We start from the raw sequence: 19,244 nt of genomic DNA on the forward strand, positions 1-19,244 counted from the left end.
CTGTCGTCAGCACGTCATCGCTGCCCCGGCAGCCACAGGAGGGAAGACCAACGGTGGTCGACAACATCCCCGCCCGCACGGAGCCCGCCCGTCCCCCGGCGCCGACGCTCGAGCAGGTCGCCGAGCGCGCCGGAGTGTCCCGCTCCACCGCGTCGCGTGCCATCAACGGTGGCCTGCGCGTCTCCCCCGAGGCCCTCGCCTCCGTCGAGGCGGCCGTGGCCGACCTCGGCTACACCCCGAACCGCGCGGCGCGCTCGCTCGTCACCAAGCGCACCGACTCGATCGCGCTGGTCGTGCCCGAGCCTGACGAGCGCGTCCTGTCGGACCCGTTCTTCGCGGGCACCCTCAACGGGCTCTCGAGCTCCCTGGCGGACTCCGACATCCAGGTCGTGCTCGTCATCGCGCGCCCCGGCGAGAGCGAGCGGACCGTGCGCTACCTGCGCAACGGGCACGTCGACGGCGCGATCGTCGTCTCGCACCACCGCGACGACGAGCTCGACCGGACGCTGCTCGCCTCGCGCGTGCCGAACGTGTTCGTCGGCCGCCCGCTGTCCGCGGACGAGCGCGACGTGCAGTACGTGGACACCGACAACCACGAGGGCGGGCGTCTCGCCACGCAGCACCTCATCGACCTCGGCCGGCGCCGCATCGGCACGATCGCCGGTCCCGAGGACATGTCCGCGGGCATCGACCGGCTCGCCGGGTGGCGGGACGCGATGTCGGCCGCCGGGCTGTCGCAGGACGCGGTCGTCCACGGCGACTTCACGATCGCGTCCGGCGCGATCGCGGCGCGCGAGCTCCTCGGCCGCCACCCGGACCTCGACGCGATCTTCATCGCGTCCGACCTCATGGCGGCGGGTGCGCTCGGCGTGCTCCAGGAGCACGGCAAGGACGTCCCCGGCGACATCGCGGTCGTCGGCTACGACAACCTGGGTGTCGCCGCGTCGACGACGCCGCCGCTCACGACCGTCGTGCAGCCCGTGGTCGCGATGGCGCGCGCCGCCGGCGCGCGCCTGCTCGACCAGCTCCAGGGTGTGCCGGCACCGGCCGAGCCGCTGATCTTCGCCCCCGAGATCGTCATCCGCGCGTCGGCCTGACGCAGTCGGCCACGCGTACCTCGCGGGATCGACCGGGCTTCGCGCGTCCGGCGGGACCGGCCAGCACCGGTGCCGGACGCGAGGGCCGAGCCACCCACGTCCGACGGGTCGCGCCGTCGCGAACGCCACGCCTGCGCGCCGCGGGGTCGGCGCGCAGGCCGGTCAGGACGAGGCGTCGGGCGGCAGGTGGCCGAAGCGGTGACGCGTGCGGCTCACGGCCTGCTCGCGCACGACGGTCAGCAGCTCGCGCGAGGCCGACGCGAGGACCGGGCCGTCGAGCACCGTGACGTCACCGACGTGGGATGCGGCGGCGGCCCGCAGCCCGGGCGCCCGTCCGACCACGCGCACCCGCCCGTTCACCGCACCCGCGTCGACGCGCTCGGCGAACGCGTCGTGCGGCTCGGCGGCGACGTCGCTGAGGGTCGTCGGAACGCCGGCGGTCGCGGCGGCGTGCAGGACGCGCTCGACCGCGACGGGCCGCGCACCGTCGCCGACGCGGACCGTCAGGTGCGGCACCGGGCGGTAGCGCAGGACGTTCTGCTCGACCGCCAGCCCGCTCGGGTCGTGCTCGCGGCCGAAGACCTCGTCCCACGCGCGCCGGTCGTCGGCGCGAGCCCAGTCGAGCCAGGCGGCGTCGTCGGTCGGCACGTCGGGCGCGTCCGACCAGGTGCCGACCTGGGCGACGTAGTGCGGTCCGCCCGCCTTGGCACCCGGCCCGACGACGGACGCCTTCCAGCCGCCGAACGGCTGCCGGCGCACGATCGCACCGGTCGTCCCGCGGTTGACGTACGCGTTACCGACCTCGACCCGGTCGAGCCACGTGGCGATCTCGTCCTCGTCGAGCGAGTGCAGCCCGCCCGTGAGCCCGAACGCGACGGCGTTCTGCCACTCGATCGCCTCATCGAGCGTCCGGGCCCGCATGATGCCGAGGACCGGCCCGAAGCACTCGGTCGTGTGGAACCACGACCCGGGTGCGACGCCGTGCCGGACGCCCGGTGACCACAGCCGACCGGACACGTCGAGCGCGCGCGGCGCCACGAGCCACTCCTCCCCCGGGTCGAGCGTCGTGAGCGCGCGCAGCAACTTGCCCGCGGCGGGCTCGACCAGGGGCGGCACGCTCGTCGCGAGGTCGTCGCTGTGGCCGACGCGCAGCGACGAGACGGCGTCGGCGAGCTGACGGCGCAGCCGGTCGTCGGTCCCGGCGGGCCCGACGAGGATGGCGAGCGACGCGGCGGAGCACTTCTGCCCGGCGTGGCCGAACGCCGACCGGACGAGGTCACCGACCGCGAGGTCGACGTCCGCGGACGGGGTGATGACGAGCGCGTTCTTGCCGGACGTCTCGGCGAGCACGTCGAGGTCGTCGCGCCAGCCCGCGAACAGCCGCGCGGTCTCGATCGACCCCGTGAGGACGACGCGCGCGACGTCGGGGTGCGTGACGAGCCGCCGACCGACGTCGCCCTCGGGGCTGAGCACCACGGTGAGCGTCCCGTGGGGTGCTCCAGCCTCGGTGAGCGCGCGCTGGATCGCGGCCATCGCGACCTGCGCGCAGCGGGGTGTCGCCGGTGCCGGCTTGATCAGCACGGGACTGCCGGCCGCGAGCGACGCGAGGACGGAGCCGACGGGGATCGCGACGGGGAAGTTCCACGGCGGCGTCACGACCGTGACGCCCGACGGCCGGTGCACCGCGCCGGGCACGGACCCGTCGGCGAGCTCCTCGGCGCGGTCGGCGTAGTAGCGCGCGAAGTCCACGGCCTCGCTCACCTCGGGGTCCGCCTCGGCGACGGTCTTCGACGCCTCGTGCACCATCGTCGCGACGAGGTGGCCCCGGACCTGCTCGAGCGCGAGGGCGGCGGCGCGCAGGACGGCCGCGCGCCGGGCCGGCGGCGTCGCCCCCCAGGCGGGGGCCGCGGCGACGGCGTGCGCGACGACCTGATCGACCTCGTCCGCCGTCGCGACCTCGACGGCCCCTGGTGGCGGCGGGACGTCCCGCGCGACGAGGGCGCGCGCCCAGACCCGCGCCTCGGCGGCGGCGGGGTCGGTGTCCGACGCGTTCTCGAAGTCGGGTCCGTCCGCGGACGGCACGCGGGCGACGCGACGCGGCGCCGTGCTCGGCTCGTCGCGGCCGGCCCACGCGGTCCGGAAGGCCGCCTCCTGCGCGTCCATCGCGCCGTCCCCGCCCGCGAACGCGGCGTGCAGGAAGTTCTCGCCGGCCGCATTCTCCTCGAGGCGGCGCACGAGGTACGAGACGGCGACGTCGAACTCGCTGCGGGCGACGACGGGCGTGTAGAGCAGGACGCTGCCGACGTCGTCGCGCACGGCGCGCGCCTGCGCAGGCGCCATCCCCTGCAGCATCTCGACGTCGAGCGCCTCACCCACGTTGCGGGCCTGGGCCAGCAGGTGGGCGACGGCCACGTGGTAGACGTTGTGGCTCGCGACGCCGACCCGTAGCGCACGGGTCCGGCCAGGGTCGAGCGCGCGGTCGACGAGCCGCAGGTAGGCCGCGTCGACGAGCGCCTTGGAGGGGTACGGCGCCTGCGGCCAGCCGTGCAGCTCGGCCTCGACGCGCTCCATCGCGAGGTTCGCGCCCTTGACGAGGCGGACCTTGAGCCGTGCTCCCCCGTCGTCGACCCGTCGGGCGGCGATGGCCGCGATCTCGTCGAACGCGTCGGCCGCGTCGGGCAGGTAGGCCTGCAGCGCGATGCCCGACGACGCGGCCCGCAGCGGCGGGTGCGCGGCGAGCTGCTCGAAGACCCGCACGGTCAGGGCGAGGTCGCGGTACTCCTCCATGTCGAGGTTGACGAACGTGCCGTGCGCGGCGGCCGCCTCGTAGAGCGGCAGGAGGCGCTCGACGACGCGGTCGGCGCTGCCCTCGGTATCCCACGTGGACAGCTGGCTCGCGACCGCGGAGACCTTGACCGACACGTAGTCCACGTCGTCGCGCTCGACGAGCGCCCGGACGCGCGCGAGGCGTGCGGCGGCCTCGTGCTCGCCGAGCACCGCCTCGCCGAGCAGGTTGAGGTTGAGCCGGTAGCCGGCCGCACGCGTGGTGGCGAGGTGGCGGCCGAGCGCGTCCTCGTCCACGACGAGGTGGCCGACGAGCGCACGCAGCCGCTCGCGCGCGGCGGGCACGACGACGCCCGGGAGCGCGGTCGCGACGCGCGTGCCGGTCGCGAGCAGGGCGCGGTCGACGGGCCCGAGGAAGTCGGCGGCGTGCGCCGTCCGCGCGAGCGCCGCGAGCTCGCGTGCGGCGACGTGCACGTCCCGTGGACGCGCGACGCGGTCGACGAACCGCACCGCCAGCTCGAGACCGGCGGGGGAGCCGACGAGGGCGGCGAGGCGCCGGGTCGTGGCGCGCTCCCGGCGCGTCTCGTCGCCGGACGTGCGGTCGAGCCACCGCCGGGCGAGCCGCACCGCCTCGTCGACGAGGTCCGTCTCCCCCGGCACCCCGACGTCGGTCAGGGGCCGGGTGGGCTCCGCGGTGTCGGGTCGTGCGGGTCGGTCGTCCGGTGGCGTCGCCATCGCACCTCGCTCTCGTCGCAGGCGGCCACGGGTGGGTGGCCAGGGCCGGGACGCGGGGGTGGTGCGCCCGGCACGTCTCACAGTGTGGGCCAGCGGCGACGAGCGTGCCGGGTGGCCACGCCGCGCGCGACCAGCGCGGTCGCCGTCGAGCGGTGGCGCCACGGCCCGGTGACGTGCGACGACGGCGCGACGTGCAGGTTTGCCCCGCGCCAGGGAGGACACCATCCTGGGCCCGTCCGTCCCGGCGGACGCCCGACACCGTCGTCGACCCACCTGGGGGCAGCATGCTCGTCCGTCGTCCCGTCCGCGCTCGTCTCCTGCGCGCCGCCACCGGCCTGGCCGTCGCCGTGGGCGGTGTGCTGGTCGCCGCGCCCGCGCTCGCCGCCGTCGACCCCGCGGCCGACCAGCCGCCGACCGGCGCGACGTCGACCGTGCCACCGGGTGCGGCCGACGTCGGGGAGGTGGGCATCCAGGCGACGATCGAGGACGCGGAGGAGTTCTGCGGCGCGGCGCTCGGCGGCGTCTACGTCTTCAAGCCGACGCCGTACACGGTGCGGTCGGTGAACTGCCGGTCCTCGGACGTGTTCGTCAAGGGCCGCTACAGCAACGGCACGTTCGGCACGTGCGTGCTGGTTCCCGCACGGCACTCTCGGCACCTGGGCGGCTCGGTCCTCAAGCCCATGGTGGACGCGCAGCTCTGCTGAGCGGGAGCCGCGGCGCGCGGATGATCCGTCCGTGCGCCGCGGTGGCGCGCACAGCCGGCGGTGGCATGGTGGGCACGTGACCGACTCGGCAACGACGCCCCGTCCCTCGTCCCCGCTGGCGACCGCGCAGGCCCAGCTCGCGGACGCCGTCCAGATCCTCGGCTACGACGAGGGCATGCACCGGATGCTCGCGACGCCACGTCGCGAGATGAACGTGGCCGTGCCCCTGCGTCGCGACACCGGGGAGATCGAGCTCTTCACGGGTTACCGCGTGCAGCACAACATCTCGCGCGGGCCCGGCAAGGGCGGCCTGCGCTACTCCGCCTCGGTGGACCCGGACGAGGTGCGCGCGCTCGCGATGTGGATGACGTGGAAGTGCGCGGTCGTCGACGTGCCGTACGGCGGCGCGAAGGGCGGCGTGACGATCGACCCTCGCCTGTACTCACTGGCGGAGCTCGAGCGCGTCACGCGCCGGTACACGAGCGAGATCATGCCGATCATCGGCCCCGAGCGGGACATCATGGCGCCCGACATCGGCACGAACGAGCAGACCATGGCGTGGATCATGGACACGTACTCGGTGAACCTCGGGTACACCATCCCCGCGGTGACCACCGGCAAGCCGCTCACGGTCGGCGGGTCGCTCGGCCGTCCGACGGCGACGTCCCGCGGCGTGGTGCACGCGGCGGAGGCGGCCCTCGGCGACGCGGGCGTGCGGCTCGACGAGGTGTCGGTCGCGGTCCAGGGCTTCGGCAAGGTCGGCGCGCCCGCGGCGCGCATCCTCGCGGAGTCGGGGGCCCGCGTCGTCGCGGTGAGCGACGAGCACGGCGGCGTGCGGTCGTCCGACGGGCTCGACGTGCCCGCGCTGCTGCGGCACGTCGCCGACGGCGGGGCCGTGCACGAGTTCGAGGGCGGTGAGCCGGTCGACAACGCCGAGCTGCTGTCGCTCGACGTCGACGTCCTCATCCCCGCCGCGGTCGAGGGCGTGATCGACGCCGACACCGCCCGCCAGGTCAAGGCCCGCTGGGTCGTCGAGGGGGCCAACGGCCCGACGACCACGCGTGGCGACGAGGTGCTCGCGGAGCGCGGCGTCGTCGTCGTGCCCGACATCCTCGCGAACGCGGGCGGCGTCGTCGTGTCGTACTTCGAGTGGGTGCAGGCCAACCAGGCCTACTGGTGGACGGAGAACGAGATCGCCGAGCGGCTCGAGCACCGGATGCTCGCGTCGTACCGGGCGGTCGCGTCGCTCGCGAGCGCCGAGGGGGTGTCGCTGCGCGACGCGGCCCTGACGATCGGCGTGCGGCGGGTCGCGGAGGCGCACAAGATCCGCGGCCTCTACCCCTGACGCGGGTCGACGGTGACGCTCCGCGCGCGGACCGGCGACGCGGGGGGTGGCGGCGCGCTCGCAGGATCGTCCGCCGGACCCGGGATGACGAGCGTCGCGCGGCGTGTTGCCCATGGACGTGACCATCCCGCTCTCCGTCCTCGACACCGCCCCGCTCAGCGCGGGCCAGACCAGCGCCGACGCGCTCGCCGCGACCACCCGGCTCGCCCGCGCCGCCGACGCGCTCGGCTACCGCCGGTTCTGGGTCGCAGAGCACCACGCGATGCCGATGGTCGCGTCGACGTCGCCGGGCGTCCTGCTCGCGCACCTCGCGGCCGCGACGGGGTCGATCCGCGTCGGCTCGGGCGGCGTCATGCTGCCGAACCACCCCGCGCTCGTGGTCGCGGAGCAGTTCGCGATGCTCGAGGCGCTGCACCCGGGCCGCGTCGACCTCGGCATCGGGCGCGCCCCGGGCGCCGACCCGGCGACGGCGGCGGCGCTGCGCCGGACTGTCGACGGCCTCGGCGCCGACGACTTCCCGGCCGAGCTGGTCGACGTCCTCGCGATGCTGGGCGTCCCGCTGGGCCCCGTCGCGCCGTCCGCCGCGGCGCGCCGCCTGACCGCGACGCCCGTCGCGACGTCGAGCCCGGAGCCGTGGCTGCTCGGGTCGAGCCTGTTCTCCGCGCAGCTCGCGGGGGAGCTCGGCCTCCCCTACAGCTACGCGCACCACTTCGCGACGGGCCGCACCGCGCAGGCCGCGCAGACGTACCGCGACGCGTTCCGCCCGTCGCCGCTGCTCGCCGAGCCACGCCTCATGGTGTCGGTGTCCGTCCTCGTCGCGGACACCGAGGAGGAGGCGCAGCACCTCGCCGGTCCGAGCCGGGTCATGACGCTGGCCCTGCGCACGGGGCGCCCCCTGGCGCCGGTCGTCACGCCCGACGACGCCGCACGGATCCTCGCCGGTCTGGACCCGCGCGCGGCGGAGGAGTTCTTCGCGCAGTCGCCCGGCACGCAGGTGGCGACGACACCGGACCGCGCGGTCGAGGAGCTCGCGGCCCTCGCGACGCGCACGGGCGCCGACGAGCTCATGGTGACGGGCACCGCCTACGACGTCGCCGACCGCGAGCGCACGCTCACCGAGCTCGCGGCCCGCTGGCCCGGTCTCACACCGGCCGAGGCCGCCTGACGCCGCTGTCAGGCGGGGGTGTCCCCCGCGTGGTCGTCGCGCACGAGCGTCGCGCCGGGCGACCCGTCGAGCCGCAGCTCGAGCCGGTCGCCGTCGGCGTGCACGTCGAGCGCGCTGTTGAGCAGCTCGACGACCTGCCGCTCGCACGCCATCGCCTCGTCGGGACCCGCCATGAGCGTCGAGACGACGGGGCCGAAGGTCAGGCGCGACCCCTCGAGCTGCCACGTCCCCCGCACCCGGTTGACGCCCGCGAGCCCGTAGACCTGCCCGTCACCGTCGAACGTGAGCCACGGCGCGTGCCGCACCTCGGCGGGCAGCCCGGCGCCGCCGAGGGTCTCGAACCGCCACGTGCCCAGGAGGGTCGCCATGCCCCGATCATGGCACCGGCGCCCGTCCCCGGGGAGGGACGGGCGCCGGTCGCGTGGGCGCGCAGGAGGGTCAGCCGCGGGGCTGACGGTCCGCCCAGGCCTCGAGCGTGGTGCGCGGGCCCGTGTAGAACGGCACCTCCTCGCGCACGTGCAGACGCGCCTCGGTGGCCCGCAGATCACGCATGAGGTCGACGATGCGGTGCAGCTCGCCGGCCTCGAACGCGAGGATCCACTCGTAGTCGCCGAGCGCGAACGCGGACACGGTGTTGGCGCGCACGTCGGCGTAGTCGCGCGCGGCGTGCCCGTGCTCGACGAGCATGCGGCGGCGGTCGTCGTCGGGCAGCACGTACCAGTCGTACGACCGGACGAATGGGTAGACGCACAGGTAGTCGCCGGCGTCCTCCCCCGCGAGGAACGCGGGGACGTGGGACCGGTTGAACTCGGCGGGGCGGTGCAGGCCGACGACCGACCAGACGGGCAGCAGGTGGCGACCGAGGTCGCTCGCGCGCAGCCGCTGGTAGGCGCCCTGCACCTCCTCGACGGTCTCGGCGTGCCACCAGACCATGAGGTCGGCGTCGGCGCGCAGGCCCGCGACGTCGTACCAGCCGCGCACGACGAGCCCGTCGGCGGCGACGGCGTCCTGCGCGGCGGCGATGAGCTGCGCGCGCTCGCCGTCGTCCTCGGGCAGCACCTCCTCGAGCGCGAAGACGGTCCACATGGTGTAGCGGACCGTGGCGTTGAGCGCCTCGGCGTCGGGGCTGGCGTGGCTCACGGGGTCGTCCTTCCGGGGATGAGTGGTCAGGACCAGGGGTCGGTCGAGCAGGCGGCGGGGATGCCGGAGTCGACGCCCGCGCGCTGCCGGCAGCAGCCGGGCCGGCACACGTCGCGCCACGCGGGCAGACCACCGATGGCGGTGCCCTCCGGCGCCGGTGCCCCGGCGTCGAGCGCACGCGCGAGCGCCGCACGCTCGAGCACGAGGTCGACGAGACCGCGGACGAACGGCTCACGCGTGCCGACCGAGTCGGCGCGGACCGCGGTGAGGCCGAGCTCCTGCGCCGTCTCGAGGGCCTCGGTGTCGAGGTCGAACGCGACCTCCATGTGGTCGGAGATGAACCCGATGGGCGAGAGCACGACGGACCGCACACCGCGGGCGTGCAGCGCCTCGAGGTGGTCGTTGACGTCGGGCTCGAGCCACGGCTGGCTGGGCGGGCCGGAGCGCGAGCAGTACGCGAGGTCCCACTCGACCGGGCGGCCCAGGCGCTCGCCGACCGCGGCGGCGACGGTCGCGGCGACGTCGAGGTGCTGCGCGCTGTACGGCGCGCCGCTCACCGCCGACGCCTCCTCCATCGTCGTGGGGATGGAGTGCGTGACGAACACGAGGCGCGCGGTCGGGTCGCCGATCTTGTCGTAGGCCTCGGCGACCGCGTCGACGTTCGCCTGCACGAAGCCAGGGTGGTTGAAGTACGGGCGGACCTTGTCGGCGACGAGCGGGTGCTCGCCGTCGGAAAGGCCGAGGTCGACCGCGAGCTCGTCGAGCGAGCCCCACAGGTTCTCGCGGTACTGGCGGCAGCCCGAGTACGACGCGTAGGCGCTGGTCACGAGCGCGACGATCCGCCGGGCGCCGTCGGCGTGGGCCGCGGCGAGCGCGTCACGCGTGTACGGCTCCCAGTTGCGGTTGCCCCACACGACGGGCAGGTCGACGCCGCGACGGGCGAGCTCGTCCTGCAGCGCCTTCTGCAGCGCGAGGTTCTGGGCGTTGATCGGGCTCGCGCCGCCGAAGTGGTGGTAGTGCTCGGCGACCTCGGCGAGCCGCTCGTCGGGGATGCCCTTGCCCGCGGTGACGTTGCGCAGGAACGGCAGCACGTCGTCGGGGCCGTTGGGGCCGCCGAACGAGAACAGCAGCAGCGCGTCGTACGGGGCGGCGGGGTGCGCGTCGGCGGCGACGGGGGCGGTGCGGTCGGTGGGACCGGCAGCGGGCGCGGGGGTGCTCAGCGAGATGTCGGGGGCCACCCGTCGATCATCGCACCGCGGCCGCGACCCTTCCCGCCCGGGCGGGGTCGCCGCGGCCGTGATCCTGATCCGACAGCACGTCAGAAAACGTCAGCCCTTGACCGCTCCCCCGAGACCGGCGCCGCGCAGGAACATGCGCTGGAAGACGAGGAACATCGCGATCGGGATGAGCGTGGAGATCGCGAGCGCGGCCATGAGCGTGCCCTTGTCGACGTTCGCCATCGACTGCAGGTAGACCGACAAGGGCTTGACCGTGTCCGACTTCAGGACGAGGAAGGGCCACAGGAAGTCCTTCCAGGACGCGATCACCGCGAACACCGAGACGACGCCGATGATCGGCTTGCTCATGGGCAGCACGATGCTGCGGAACAGCCGGAAGGGGCCCGCGCCGTCCATGCGGGCCGCCTCGAAGATCTCCCGCGGCAGCGAGTCGAAGAACCGCGCGACGAGCACGACGTTGAACGCGCTCGCGCCCGCCGGCAGCCACACGGCGAGGTAGTTGTCGATGAGGCTCGGGCCGATCGGCGGGTCCACGACGATCTTGTAGAGCGGCACGAGCAGCACGACGGCCGGGACGAACAGCGTCGCGAGCACGGCCCAGTTGAGGGCCCGCGCCCACGCCGGACGCAGCACCGACAGGACGAACCCGCCGGTCGTCGCGACGAGGACCTGCACGAACCACGAGCCGACGGCGACCCACACCGTGTTCATGAAGAACTGGCCGATGTGGTACCTGTTCCACGCCATCTCGACGTTGTGCGTCGTGGCGCCGTTCGGGAAGAACGCGAGCGGCGTGCTCTGGATGTCCTGCGTCGGCGTGAACGCGAACTTCCCGAGCAGCAGCAGCGGGCCGAGGCACCACACGACGAGCAGCACGAGCAGCAGGAGATGCATCGTGCGCCACGTGTGCTTGACGAGCGGGCGACGCCAGTCGGCCGTCGACAGCGCGCCGCGCTCGCCGGAGTCGACGACGAGCCGTCGACGGCCGAGCCGACGCGGCGCCGCGTCGACGGGCGCGGGTGCGGCCACGGCCTGCGCCGGGCTCAGGGACGACGGGGTCTGCACGGTGGTCACGACTGGCTCCAGCTACGGGTCAGGCGGAAGTAGACGAGCGACAGCACGGCGAGGAACGCGGCGAGGAGCAGGCTCAGGGCCGTCGCCTCGCCGAAGTTGTTGCCGATCGACGTGAACGCGAGCTGGTAGACCCACAGCATCACGGTCAGCGTCGCGTGGTTGGGGCCGCCGTTCGTGAACAGGAACGGTTCGAGGAAGACCTGCGCCGTGCCGATGACCTGCAGGATCAGGGTGATGAACAGCACGCCGCGCAGGTGCGGCATCGTCACGTGCCAGACCTTGCGCCACACGGACGCGCCGTCGACCTCGGCCGCGTCGTAGAGCTCCGACGGCACGCCGATCAGCGCCGCGAGGTAGATGATCACCGTCCCGCCTGCGGCGGCCCACGTCGCCTCGAGCACGAGCGACGGCATCGCCATCGCCTGGTCGTTGAGCCACGAGTACGGGCCCAGCCCGACCCAGCCGAGGATCGTGTTGAACACGCCCTGCGGGCGGGGGTCGTAGAAGAACTTCCACAGCAGCACGGCGACGACCGGCGGCACGACGACCGGCAGGTACGCGAGCACCGAGTACAGGCCCTTGCGGCGGCGCAGCTCGCTCATGAGCACCGCGCCGACGAGCGGGATCGGGTACCCGAACACCAGCGCGAGCAGCGCGAACCACGCGGTGTTCCGGACGACCTTCGGCAGCAGCGGGTCCGCGAAGATCGCCTGGAAGTTCTCCAGCCCGACGAACGTCGGCGGGTCGATGAGGTTCGTCTGCTGGACGCTCATCACGACGGCCGAGACGATCGGCCACCACGAGAAGACGCCGAAGACCAGCAGGAGCGGCAGGGCGAAGACGAGGGCGGACAGCCCGCCGCGGCGTGCCCACGTGAGCGGGCTGCGGTTCGGCACGCGGGGCGCTGGTCGGCCGGAGCGCGCGGCACCGCGCGGGCGGTCGGTGAGGACGGCGTCGTCCGTGGTCATGAGGCCCTTCCTGGTGGTCGGGGGCGGTCGGGCGGGTCGGGGCGCTTGGGGTGGTCCGGGCGGTCCAGGTCGGTCCCGCGGTCGACGACCTGCCGGGAGCGGGGTTCCGCGGCGGTGCCGCCGGGTGACGGGATGCGTCACCCGGCGGCACGCGCGGGGCGTGTCAGCCGTCGATCGCCGACTGGCCGGCCTCGTTCGCGGTCGCCAGCAGGGCGTCGATGTCCGCGTTCTCGTCCGAGATGACGGCCTGCACCACCGGGAACAGCTGCGCGTACAGGTCCTGCACCGCGGCCGACGCCTCGGGCACGAGCTCCTGGTCGAACATGACGTCCGTGTAGCCGGTCATGTTCTCGAGCGGGACGTTGACGTAGTCCGCGACCCACTCGAGCGACTGCTCGTAGTTCTCCTTCGAGAAGATCGGCAGCACGGGCGTGCCCACGGCCTGCGCCGGGTCCGCCTCGGCACGCGTCTTGGCGTCGGCGACCGCCTGGTCCTGGTCCTGCAGCTTGCTCAGGTACCACCAGTCGATCCACTTGACGGCCGCGTCCTTCTGCTCGTCCGTCGACTGCTTCGTCACGGCGGCCATCGTGCCGCCGGTCAGCGCACCGCCGTCGCCCGACGTCGGGATCGCGGTCAGGCCGTAGCCCCAGTCCGCCGTCACGCCGTTCGCCTCGACGAGCGAGTTGTAGACGTCCGAGCCCGACGTGTACATCGCGAGGTTGCCCGCCGCGAACTCGGTGTTGATGTCGCCCCAGCCGAGGTCGGTGCGGTCGAGCAGCGAGCCGTCCTCCCACTTGAGGTCGTGCAGCCACTGCAGGTGCTCCGCGACCGCCGGGTCGTCGAGCGTCGCGGTGTACTCCTCGCCGTCGAACGTCTCGATGACGCCGCCGCGCGAGTTCGCGCCGGCTGCGAGCTGCCAGCCGCCTGCGTTGTCGAGCGCCATCATCGCGTAGCCCGCGACGCCGGTGGCGTCGTGGATCGTCTTCGCGTACTCGCGGACCTCGTCCCACGTGGTCGGCGGCTGGTCGGGGTCCAGGCCCGCCTGCTCGAACAGGTTCCGGTTGTAGTGCAGCGCCACCGCGTAGATCGACTTGGCCGGGACGGCGTAGATCTTGCCGTCGTCGCCCGTGCCGTTCGCGATGAGCGCCTCGTTGAACTGGTCGCCGTACGGCAACGCCTTCACCTGCGCGTCGATGTCGGCGAGCTGGCCGTTCTCGATGAGCGTCTTGCCGTCGGTCAGCGGGATCTCGAAGACGTTCGGCAGCGTGCCGCCGGCGAGCTGCGTCGTGAACGTCGACGCCTTCCACTCGTAGTCCTCGGTCTCGACGTCGATGTCGGGGTACTCCTCCTCGAACGCGGCGACGCGCTCGGCGAGCTGCTCCTTCGCGGCGTCGTCGGCCGTCGGCAGGAGACCCGCGACGGTGATCTTGACCTTCCCGTCCTCACCCGTGGGCGAGTCGGAGTCGTCGGTGCTGCAGGCGGTGAGCAGACCGATCGAGAGCACACCGGCCAGGGCCAGTGCGGTGGGACGCGAGGACCTCATCGTCACTCCTTCGTGGGTGCGGTCGACGGTCGGCGTCGGCCGCGGGGCGGGACTGCGGGTTCGGTGTCGGGGCGGTGCCGGGACGGTGTCGCGGTGGGTCAGGTGCGCAGCCACGCGGCCGTGTCGCGCGGCAGCAGGCCTGCGTCGAGCGGGTCGCTCGTCAGCAGGACGTCGGTGTGGGCGGGCAGCGGCACCGGGTCGGTGCCGAGGTTGACGACGCACGTGACGTCGCCGCGGGCGAACGCCAGGACGTCGCCCGTCGTCTCGACCCACGTGAGCGGGCCGTCGCCGAGCGCGGGCTCGGCCCGGCGCAGCGCGAGCACGTCCCGGTAGAGGCGGAGCATCGAGGTGGGGTCGGCCTCCTGCGCCTCGACGGTGAGGTCGGCCCAGTCCCCCGGCTGGGGCAGCCACGTCGGCGCCGGGGCGCCGCCCTCGGCCGGTGCGGTGCTGAAGCCGTAGGGGGCGGTCGTGCCCGACCACGGCAGCGGGACGCGGCAGCCGTCGCGGCCGGGGTCGACGCCGCCCGAGCGGAAGTGCATCGGGTCCTGCAGCACGTCGAGCGGCAGGTCCTCGACCTCGGGCAGGCCGAGCTCGTCGCCCTGGTACACGTACAGCGAGCCGGGCAGCGCGGCGGTGAGCAGCGCAGCCGCTCGGGCCCGACGGCGGCCGAGGGCGAGGTCGGTCGGGGTGCCGAACCGCTTGGCGCTGAACGCGAACGACGAGTCCTCGCGCCCGTACCGGGTCACCGGCCGCGTCACGTCGTGGTTGGACAGCACCCACGTCGCGGGCGCGCCCACGGGTCCGTGCGCCGCGAGCGTCACGTCGACCGACTCGCGCATCTGCTTGGCGTCCCACGGCCGCGCCATGAAGTCGAAGTTGAAGGCCGTGTGCATCTCGTCGGGGCGCAGGTACTGCGCGAAGCGCGCCTTGTCCTGCAGCCACACCTCGCCGACCAGCACACGCGTGCCCGCGTAGGAGTCCGCGACCGCGCGCCACGCGCGGTAGACGTCGTGGATCTCGTCGCGGTCCACGTGCGGGTGCTCCCCCGGGCCCGGCTGCTCGGGCACCTCGGGGAGGTCGCCGTCCTTGACGAGCAGCGCCGCCGAGTCGATACGGATGCCCGCGACGCCACGGTCGAACCAGAACCGCAGCACGTCCTCGAACTCCGCGCGCACGTCGGGGTGCGACCAGTTGAGGTCCGGCTGCTGCGGCGCGAACAGGTGCAGGTACCACTCGCCGGGCGTGCCGTCGGGATTCGTCGTGCGCGTCCACGTCGTGCCCTGGAAGTCGGAGACCCAGCTGGTCGGCATGACGTCGCCGTGCTCGCCCTTGCCCGGGTGGAACCAGAACCGCGCGCGCTCCGGGCTGCCCGGGCCGGCCGCGAGCGCTGCGCGGAACCACGCGTGCTGCTCCGAGACGTGGTTGGGGACGATGTCGATGATCGTGCGGATGCCGAGCGCGAGCGCCTCCGCGACGACCTGCTCGGCCTCCTCGAGCGTGCCGAACGCGGGGTCGATCGCGCGGTAGTCGGCGACGTCGTACCCGCCGTCGGCGAGCGGCGACCGGTACCAGGGCGTGATCCAGACGGCGTCGACGCCCAGGTCGCGCAGGTACGGCAGCCGCGCGCGCAGGCCCGCCAGGTCACCGGTGCCGTCGCCGTTCCCGTCGGCGAAGCTGCGCGGGTAGACCTGGTAGATGACCGCGTCCCGCCACCAGGTGGGGTCGGTGGGCGGCTGAGCCTGCGTCACGGGATGTCTCGTCTCTCCTCGTCCCGACGGCGTCGTCGGGTGGATCCGGCGCGTCGGACGCGCTGCGGCGTCCTCGGCGATGGCAGGACACTAAAGGCTACGACGAGATCAACGCAAGAACTCGACAGCCGCGTTATCGAAGCGTGACCGATCGCTGCTCGGAGTCGGCGCGACGCGTGCGGCGGTCGACAGGGTCAGCGCGCCCCGCCCGGGCACGCGTCGAGGTCGTGGGGTCCTGGTGAGGTCGTGAGGCGGAGCTCACGACCTCACCACGGAGTCACGACCTCGCGGGAGGCCGGGGGCGTGCGAGAGGGGGCCTGCGCGCAGGGGGGCGCGGGCGGGCGGAGGACGCGTCAGGCGGGGCGGGAGGCCGGGGCCGGGGCCGTCGAGCCGCGCACGACGAGCTCGGGCTCGAAGAGCAGCTCCTCCTGCGGCACCGAGGCGCCGTTGATCTGCTTGACCAGCAGGTCGATCGCCGCGCGGCCCATGGGCTCGATGGGCTGCCGCACGGTCGTGAGCGGCGGCTCGGTGCAGTTCATGAAGGCCGAGTCGTCGTACCCGACCACCGAGATGTCGTCCGGCACGCGGAGCCCGGCCCGGCGCGCCGCACGGATCGCCCCGAGCGCGAGCGGGTCGCTCGCGCACACGATCCCGGTGACCCCGGCCTTGATCAGGCGCGTCGCCGCGGCCTGGCCGCTCTCGAGCGAGTAGGCCGAGCGCACGACCTGGTCGTCGCGCAGCTCGAGCCCGAGCCGCCGGGCGACCGCCCGCGCGGCGTGCAGCTTGCGCTCGGACGGCACGTGGTCGACGGGCCCGAGGACGAGGCCGACGCGCGTGTGCCCGAGCGACGCGAGGTGGCCGACGGCCTGCTCGATCGCGACCTCGTCGTCGCACGACACGCGCGGGAACGGCAGGTCCTCGATCGACGCGTTGATGAGGACGACGGGCAGGTGCCGGCCGGTGAGCCGCTCGTAGTGGTCGTGCGTCGCGTCGCGCTGCGCGTAATGCCCGCCGGCGAACACGATGCCCGACACCTGCTGGCCGAGCAGCAGCTCGACGTAGTCCGCCTCGGAGACGCCGCCCGCGGTCTGCGTGCACAGCACGGGCGTGAACCCCTGCTGCGCGAGCGCGCCGCCGACGACCTCGGCGAACGCGGGGAAGATCGGGTTCTGCAGCTCGGGGAGCACGAGGCCGACGAGCCGGGCGCGCTCGCCCCGCAGCTTGGTCGGACGCTCGTACCCGAGGACGTCGAGCGCGGTGAGCACGGCCTCGCGCGTCTGGTCGGAGACGCCGGGCTTGCCGTTGAGCACGCGGCTGACGGTCGCCTCCGAGACGCCGACCTTGCGTGCCACCTCTGCGAGTCGCCGTGACATGAGGCCACTGTAGCGACTCGTTGCGCAAGTGGCTTGCAGGATCGCGCAAGCGGATGTCATGCGCCCGGGGTCCCGAAGGGGTGAAGCCGCGCGCTCGACGTGCGCGGCGCCGGGCGCCCTCCTAGCGTCGTGGTGCGGCCATCGAGCCGCCGACCGTCGAGAGAAACGTCGAAGGACCCGGCCCGTGCCCCTCACCGACCTGCGCAGCCCGATCGGCGCCACGCTCGGGCGACGGTACCGGCTGGGCGCGGCGCTCGGGCACGGCGGGTCCGGCGCGGTGTTCCGGGCGACGGACCGCCGGCTCGACCGCGAGGTCGCCGTCAAGCTCTTCGACCTGGGCTCGGCGGACGGCGAGGAGATCCGCCGCTACGCCGCCGAGGCACGCGTCCTCGCGGGCCTCTCGCACCCCAACCTCGTGGCGCTGCTCGACGTCGGCGCCGACCAGGTCGACGGCGTCGGGCCGGTCGCCTACCTCGTGATGGAGCTCGTCGAGGGACGCACGCTGCGCGAGGCCGTCGGCGACGGGCCGCTGCCGCGCGGGATCGCCGCCGACGTCGGCCGGCAGCTCGCGCAGGCCCTCGGGCACGCGCACGCTGCGGGCATCGTGCACCGCGACGTCAAGCCGTCGAACGTGCTCGTCTCCGACGCCGCCGCACCCGCGGGCCGCCAGGACGCGCCGTGGCTGCCGGTCGTGCTCGCCGACTTCGGGATCGCCGTGAGCGCGGTGCGCGGCCCCACGGCCGAACGGCGCAGCTCGTCCGGGACGGCGAGCTACCAGAGCCCCGAGCAGGCGCTCGGCCGCGACGTCGGACCCGCGAGCGACGTCTACTCGCTGGGCCTCGTGCTGCTCGAGTGCCTCACGGGCGAGCGCGCGTACCCGGGTGACCCGCTGACGAGCTCGCTCGCCCGCCTGCTGCGGCCCGTCGACATCCCCGCCGACCTCGGGCGCGACTGGGTGCGCCTGCTCGGCGCGATGACCGCGGCGGAGCCCGCCGACCGGCCCTCACCGACGGCGGTCGCCGCCGAGCTGCGCCTGCTGCGCGACCCCGAACCCCGCTGACCTCCCGGGCCGCCGGCCCGGTCGGCGCCCCGCCGGGGCTCAGACGTGCGCCGGCGCCAGCGCGTCCGCGATCTCGTCGGCCCAGCGCGCGACCGCGGCCATGTCGCGGTGGTCGCCCTCGCGCGCGCGTGCGGCCGAGATCGTCGCCCGCTCCGCGAACGACAGCACCGAGCGGTCGAGCCGCCCGTGGAAGCTGCGGTGGCCGCGCGCGCCGACGCGCTCGGCGAGCGCCCGGATCTCGTGCGGCGAGTTCGCGCTCGCGGCGGGCTGGGTCGCGAGGCCGGACGACAGCAGCCACACGGGTCGCGAAGCCAGCTCGTCCGCGAGGCGGTCGGCCAGGTCGCGGGCCGCGGGCATCCAGTGGGCGACGTACACGGCGGAGCCCAGGACGACGGCGTCGACGCCGTCGAGGTCGGTGACGTCGTCAGGAGCCGCCATGGTCACCTCGTGACCGCGCTCGCGCAGCGTCCGCGCGACGACCTCGCCGATTCCCCACGTGCCCCCGTGCCGCGAGGCGATGGTGACCAGGATCCGCATGCCCGCTCCCTCCGTGTCGCCGTCCGGCCCTCGGACGACTCATCCATGGTCGCCCGGCCGTGGCCTGCGTGGATGGGCCCGAGGTCCTGAGAGACGAGCGTCACGACGGGTCGGGGATGCCCGGTTGCGCGGCCCGCAGCTTGTCCGTGAGGCGGCGGAGCTCGGCGAGCTCGTCCGCGTCGAGGGCGCCGCCGACGAGCCGCCGGATCGACCGCACGTGGCGGCGCCCGATCTCGCGCTGCACGCGCTCGCCTTCGGGGGTCAGGGTCACGGCCACGCCCCGCGCGTCGCCCTGCACGGGCCCGCGCACCACGAGGCCGGCGGCCTCGAGCCGCTCGACCATGCGGGACAGGCTCGGCTGTGTCAGCAGGCTGCTCTCCCCGAGCTCCTTGAGGCGGGCCGTGAGGCCGTGGCACCGCGACAGGGTGAACAGCACGTCGTACTCGCGGATCGTCAGCGGGTCCCACACGTCGTCGCGCTGGAACCGGCGCATGAGCGCGACCTGCGCGCGGAACAGCGCCTCCCACGCCTCGGCCGCCTCACGCGTGCTCGCAGCGCGTCCGACCGGTCCCTCGACCATCGACTCCCCCTCCGGCGATCGCAACGCCGACGTTATCGAAACTGCAGGCCACGGCCTGCCGAAATGATTCAGCACCTCCCCGGCGAACGCATGCCACGAGCAGTGTGCACGCGGCATCCGCACCATGAGGAGGACTCCATGCCCACCACACCA

General features: G+C 74.2%; 16 protein-coding genes. 5 read left to right on the forward strand and 11 right to left on the reverse strand.

Translation table 11 applies throughout. From position 1 onward, the window contains the following. Nucleotides 1–53 precede the first annotated feature (53 nt). Entirely contained in the window at nt 54–1,097 is a 1,044-nt protein-coding gene (locus tag OMK64_RS15380) for a LacI family DNA-binding transcriptional regulator (RefSeq protein ID WP_272729236.1), read from the forward strand. A gap of 162 nt (nt 1,098–1,259) precedes the next feature. Here the strand turns inward: OMK64_RS15380 and OMK64_RS15385 are convergent, their stop codons facing one another. Next, nucleotides 1,260–4,616 (reverse strand): bifunctional proline dehydrogenase/L-glutamate gamma-semialdehyde dehydrogenase, encoded by a 3,357-nt coding sequence (locus tag OMK64_RS15385; RefSeq protein WP_272729237.1) that lies wholly within the window; start codon nt 4,614–4,616, stop codon nt 1,260–1,262. A 284-nt stretch (nt 4,617–4,900) separates the two neighbouring features. Between OMK64_RS15385 and OMK64_RS15390 the strand changes: the two genes are divergently transcribed. The 3 genes from OMK64_RS15390 to OMK64_RS15400 all read left to right on the forward strand — a co-directional run bounded on the left by OMK64_RS15390 (nt 4,901) and on the right by OMK64_RS15400 (nt 7,830). After that, nucleotides 4,901–5,320, forward strand: a complete 420-nt coding sequence (locus tag OMK64_RS15390) for a hypothetical protein (RefSeq protein WP_272729238.1) — start codon at nt 4,901–4,903, stop codon at nt 5,318–5,320. A gap of 76 nt (nt 5,321–5,396) precedes the next feature. After that, nucleotides 5,397–6,665, forward strand: coding sequence for a Glu/Leu/Phe/Val family dehydrogenase (locus OMK64_RS15395; protein WP_272729239.1), 1,269 nt, complete (start codon nt 5,397–5,399; stop codon nt 6,663–6,665). A 112-nt stretch (nt 6,666–6,777) separates the two neighbouring features. Next, a complete protein-coding gene (locus OMK64_RS15400) occupies nt 6,778–7,830 on the forward strand; it encodes an LLM class flavin-dependent oxidoreductase (RefSeq protein ID WP_272729240.1) in 1,053 nt (350 codons plus the stop codon). 8 nt (nt 7,831–7,838) lie between these two features. Here OMK64_RS15400 and OMK64_RS15405 read toward each other — a convergent pair whose 3' ends face one another. The 8 genes from OMK64_RS15405 to OMK64_RS15440 form a co-directional block, all read right to left on the reverse strand. After that, on the reverse strand, nt 7,839–8,198 hold the full coding sequence (locus OMK64_RS15405; protein WP_272729241.1) for an META domain-containing protein: 360 nt from the start codon (nt 8,196–8,198) through the stop codon (nt 7,839–7,841). A 70-nt stretch (nt 8,199–8,268) separates the two neighbouring features. Continuing rightward, nucleotides 8,269–8,970: a hydrogen peroxide-dependent heme synthase gene (hemQ, locus tag OMK64_RS15410; RefSeq protein ID WP_272729242.1), complete on the reverse strand. Its 702-nt coding sequence runs from the start codon at nt 8,968–8,970 to the stop codon at nt 8,269–8,271. Nucleotides 8,971–8,996: 26 nt separating this feature from the next. Further along, nucleotides 8,997–10,208 (reverse strand): ferrochelatase, encoded by a 1,212-nt coding sequence (locus OMK64_RS15415; RefSeq protein ID WP_374694106.1) that lies wholly within the window; start codon nt 10,206–10,208, stop codon nt 8,997–8,999. A gap of 90 nt (nt 10,209–10,298) precedes the next feature. Beyond that, nucleotides 10,299–11,282, reverse strand: coding sequence for a carbohydrate ABC transporter permease (locus OMK64_RS15420; RefSeq protein WP_272729243.1), 984 nt, complete (start codon nt 11,280–11,282; stop codon nt 10,299–10,301). Continuing rightward, nucleotides 11,279–12,250 carry a carbohydrate ABC transporter permease gene (locus OMK64_RS15425; protein WP_272729244.1) on the reverse strand — a complete coding sequence of 324 codons (972 nt, stop codon included), beginning with the start codon at nt 12,248–12,250 and terminating at the stop codon, nt 11,279–11,281. Before OMK64_RS15425 ends, OMK64_RS15420 begins: the two co-directional genes overlap by 4 nt. A gap of 163 nt (nt 12,251–12,413) precedes the next feature. Then, a complete protein-coding gene (locus tag OMK64_RS15430; protein ID WP_272729245.1) occupies nt 12,414–13,793 on the reverse strand; it encodes an ABC transporter substrate-binding protein in 1,380 nt (459 codons plus the stop codon). Between the two features lie 98 nt (nt 13,794–13,891). Continuing rightward, nucleotides 13,892–15,541, reverse strand: a complete 1,650-nt coding sequence (locus tag OMK64_RS15435; protein WP_272729246.1) for a glycoside hydrolase family 13 protein — start codon at nt 15,539–15,541, stop codon at nt 13,892–13,894. Nucleotides 15,542–15,894: 353 nt separating this feature from the next. Next, nucleotides 15,895–16,914 carry a LacI family DNA-binding transcriptional regulator gene (locus OMK64_RS15440; RefSeq protein ID WP_272729247.1) on the reverse strand — a complete coding sequence of 340 codons (1,020 nt, stop codon included), beginning with the start codon at nt 16,912–16,914 and terminating at the stop codon, nt 15,895–15,897. Between the two features lie 184 nt (nt 16,915–17,098). On the opposite strand from OMK64_RS15440, the gene OMK64_RS15445 reads away from it, so the two are divergent. After that, nucleotides 17,099–17,974 carry a serine/threonine-protein kinase gene (locus tag OMK64_RS15445; protein ID WP_272729248.1) on the forward strand — a complete coding sequence of 292 codons (876 nt, stop codon included), beginning with the start codon at nt 17,099–17,101 and terminating at the stop codon, nt 17,972–17,974. A 39-nt stretch (nt 17,975–18,013) separates the two neighbouring features. Here OMK64_RS15445 and OMK64_RS15450 read toward each other — a convergent pair whose 3' ends face one another. Both OMK64_RS15450 and OMK64_RS15455 read right to left on the reverse strand, forming a co-directional pair. Next, a complete protein-coding gene (locus OMK64_RS15450) occupies nt 18,014–18,511 on the reverse strand; it encodes a flavodoxin domain-containing protein (protein ID WP_272729249.1) in 498 nt (165 codons plus the stop codon). Nucleotides 18,512–18,611: 100 nt separating this feature from the next. Continuing rightward, a complete protein-coding gene (locus OMK64_RS15455) occupies nt 18,612–19,091 on the reverse strand; it encodes a MarR family winged helix-turn-helix transcriptional regulator (protein ID WP_272729250.1) in 480 nt (159 codons plus the stop codon). Between the last annotated feature and the right edge of the window lie 153 nt (nt 19,092–19,244).

The organism is Cellulomonas fimi (assembly GCF_028527925.1).
GTDB lineage: Bacteria > Actinomycetota > Actinomycetes > Actinomycetales > Cellulomonadaceae > Cellulomonas > Cellulomonas fimi_C.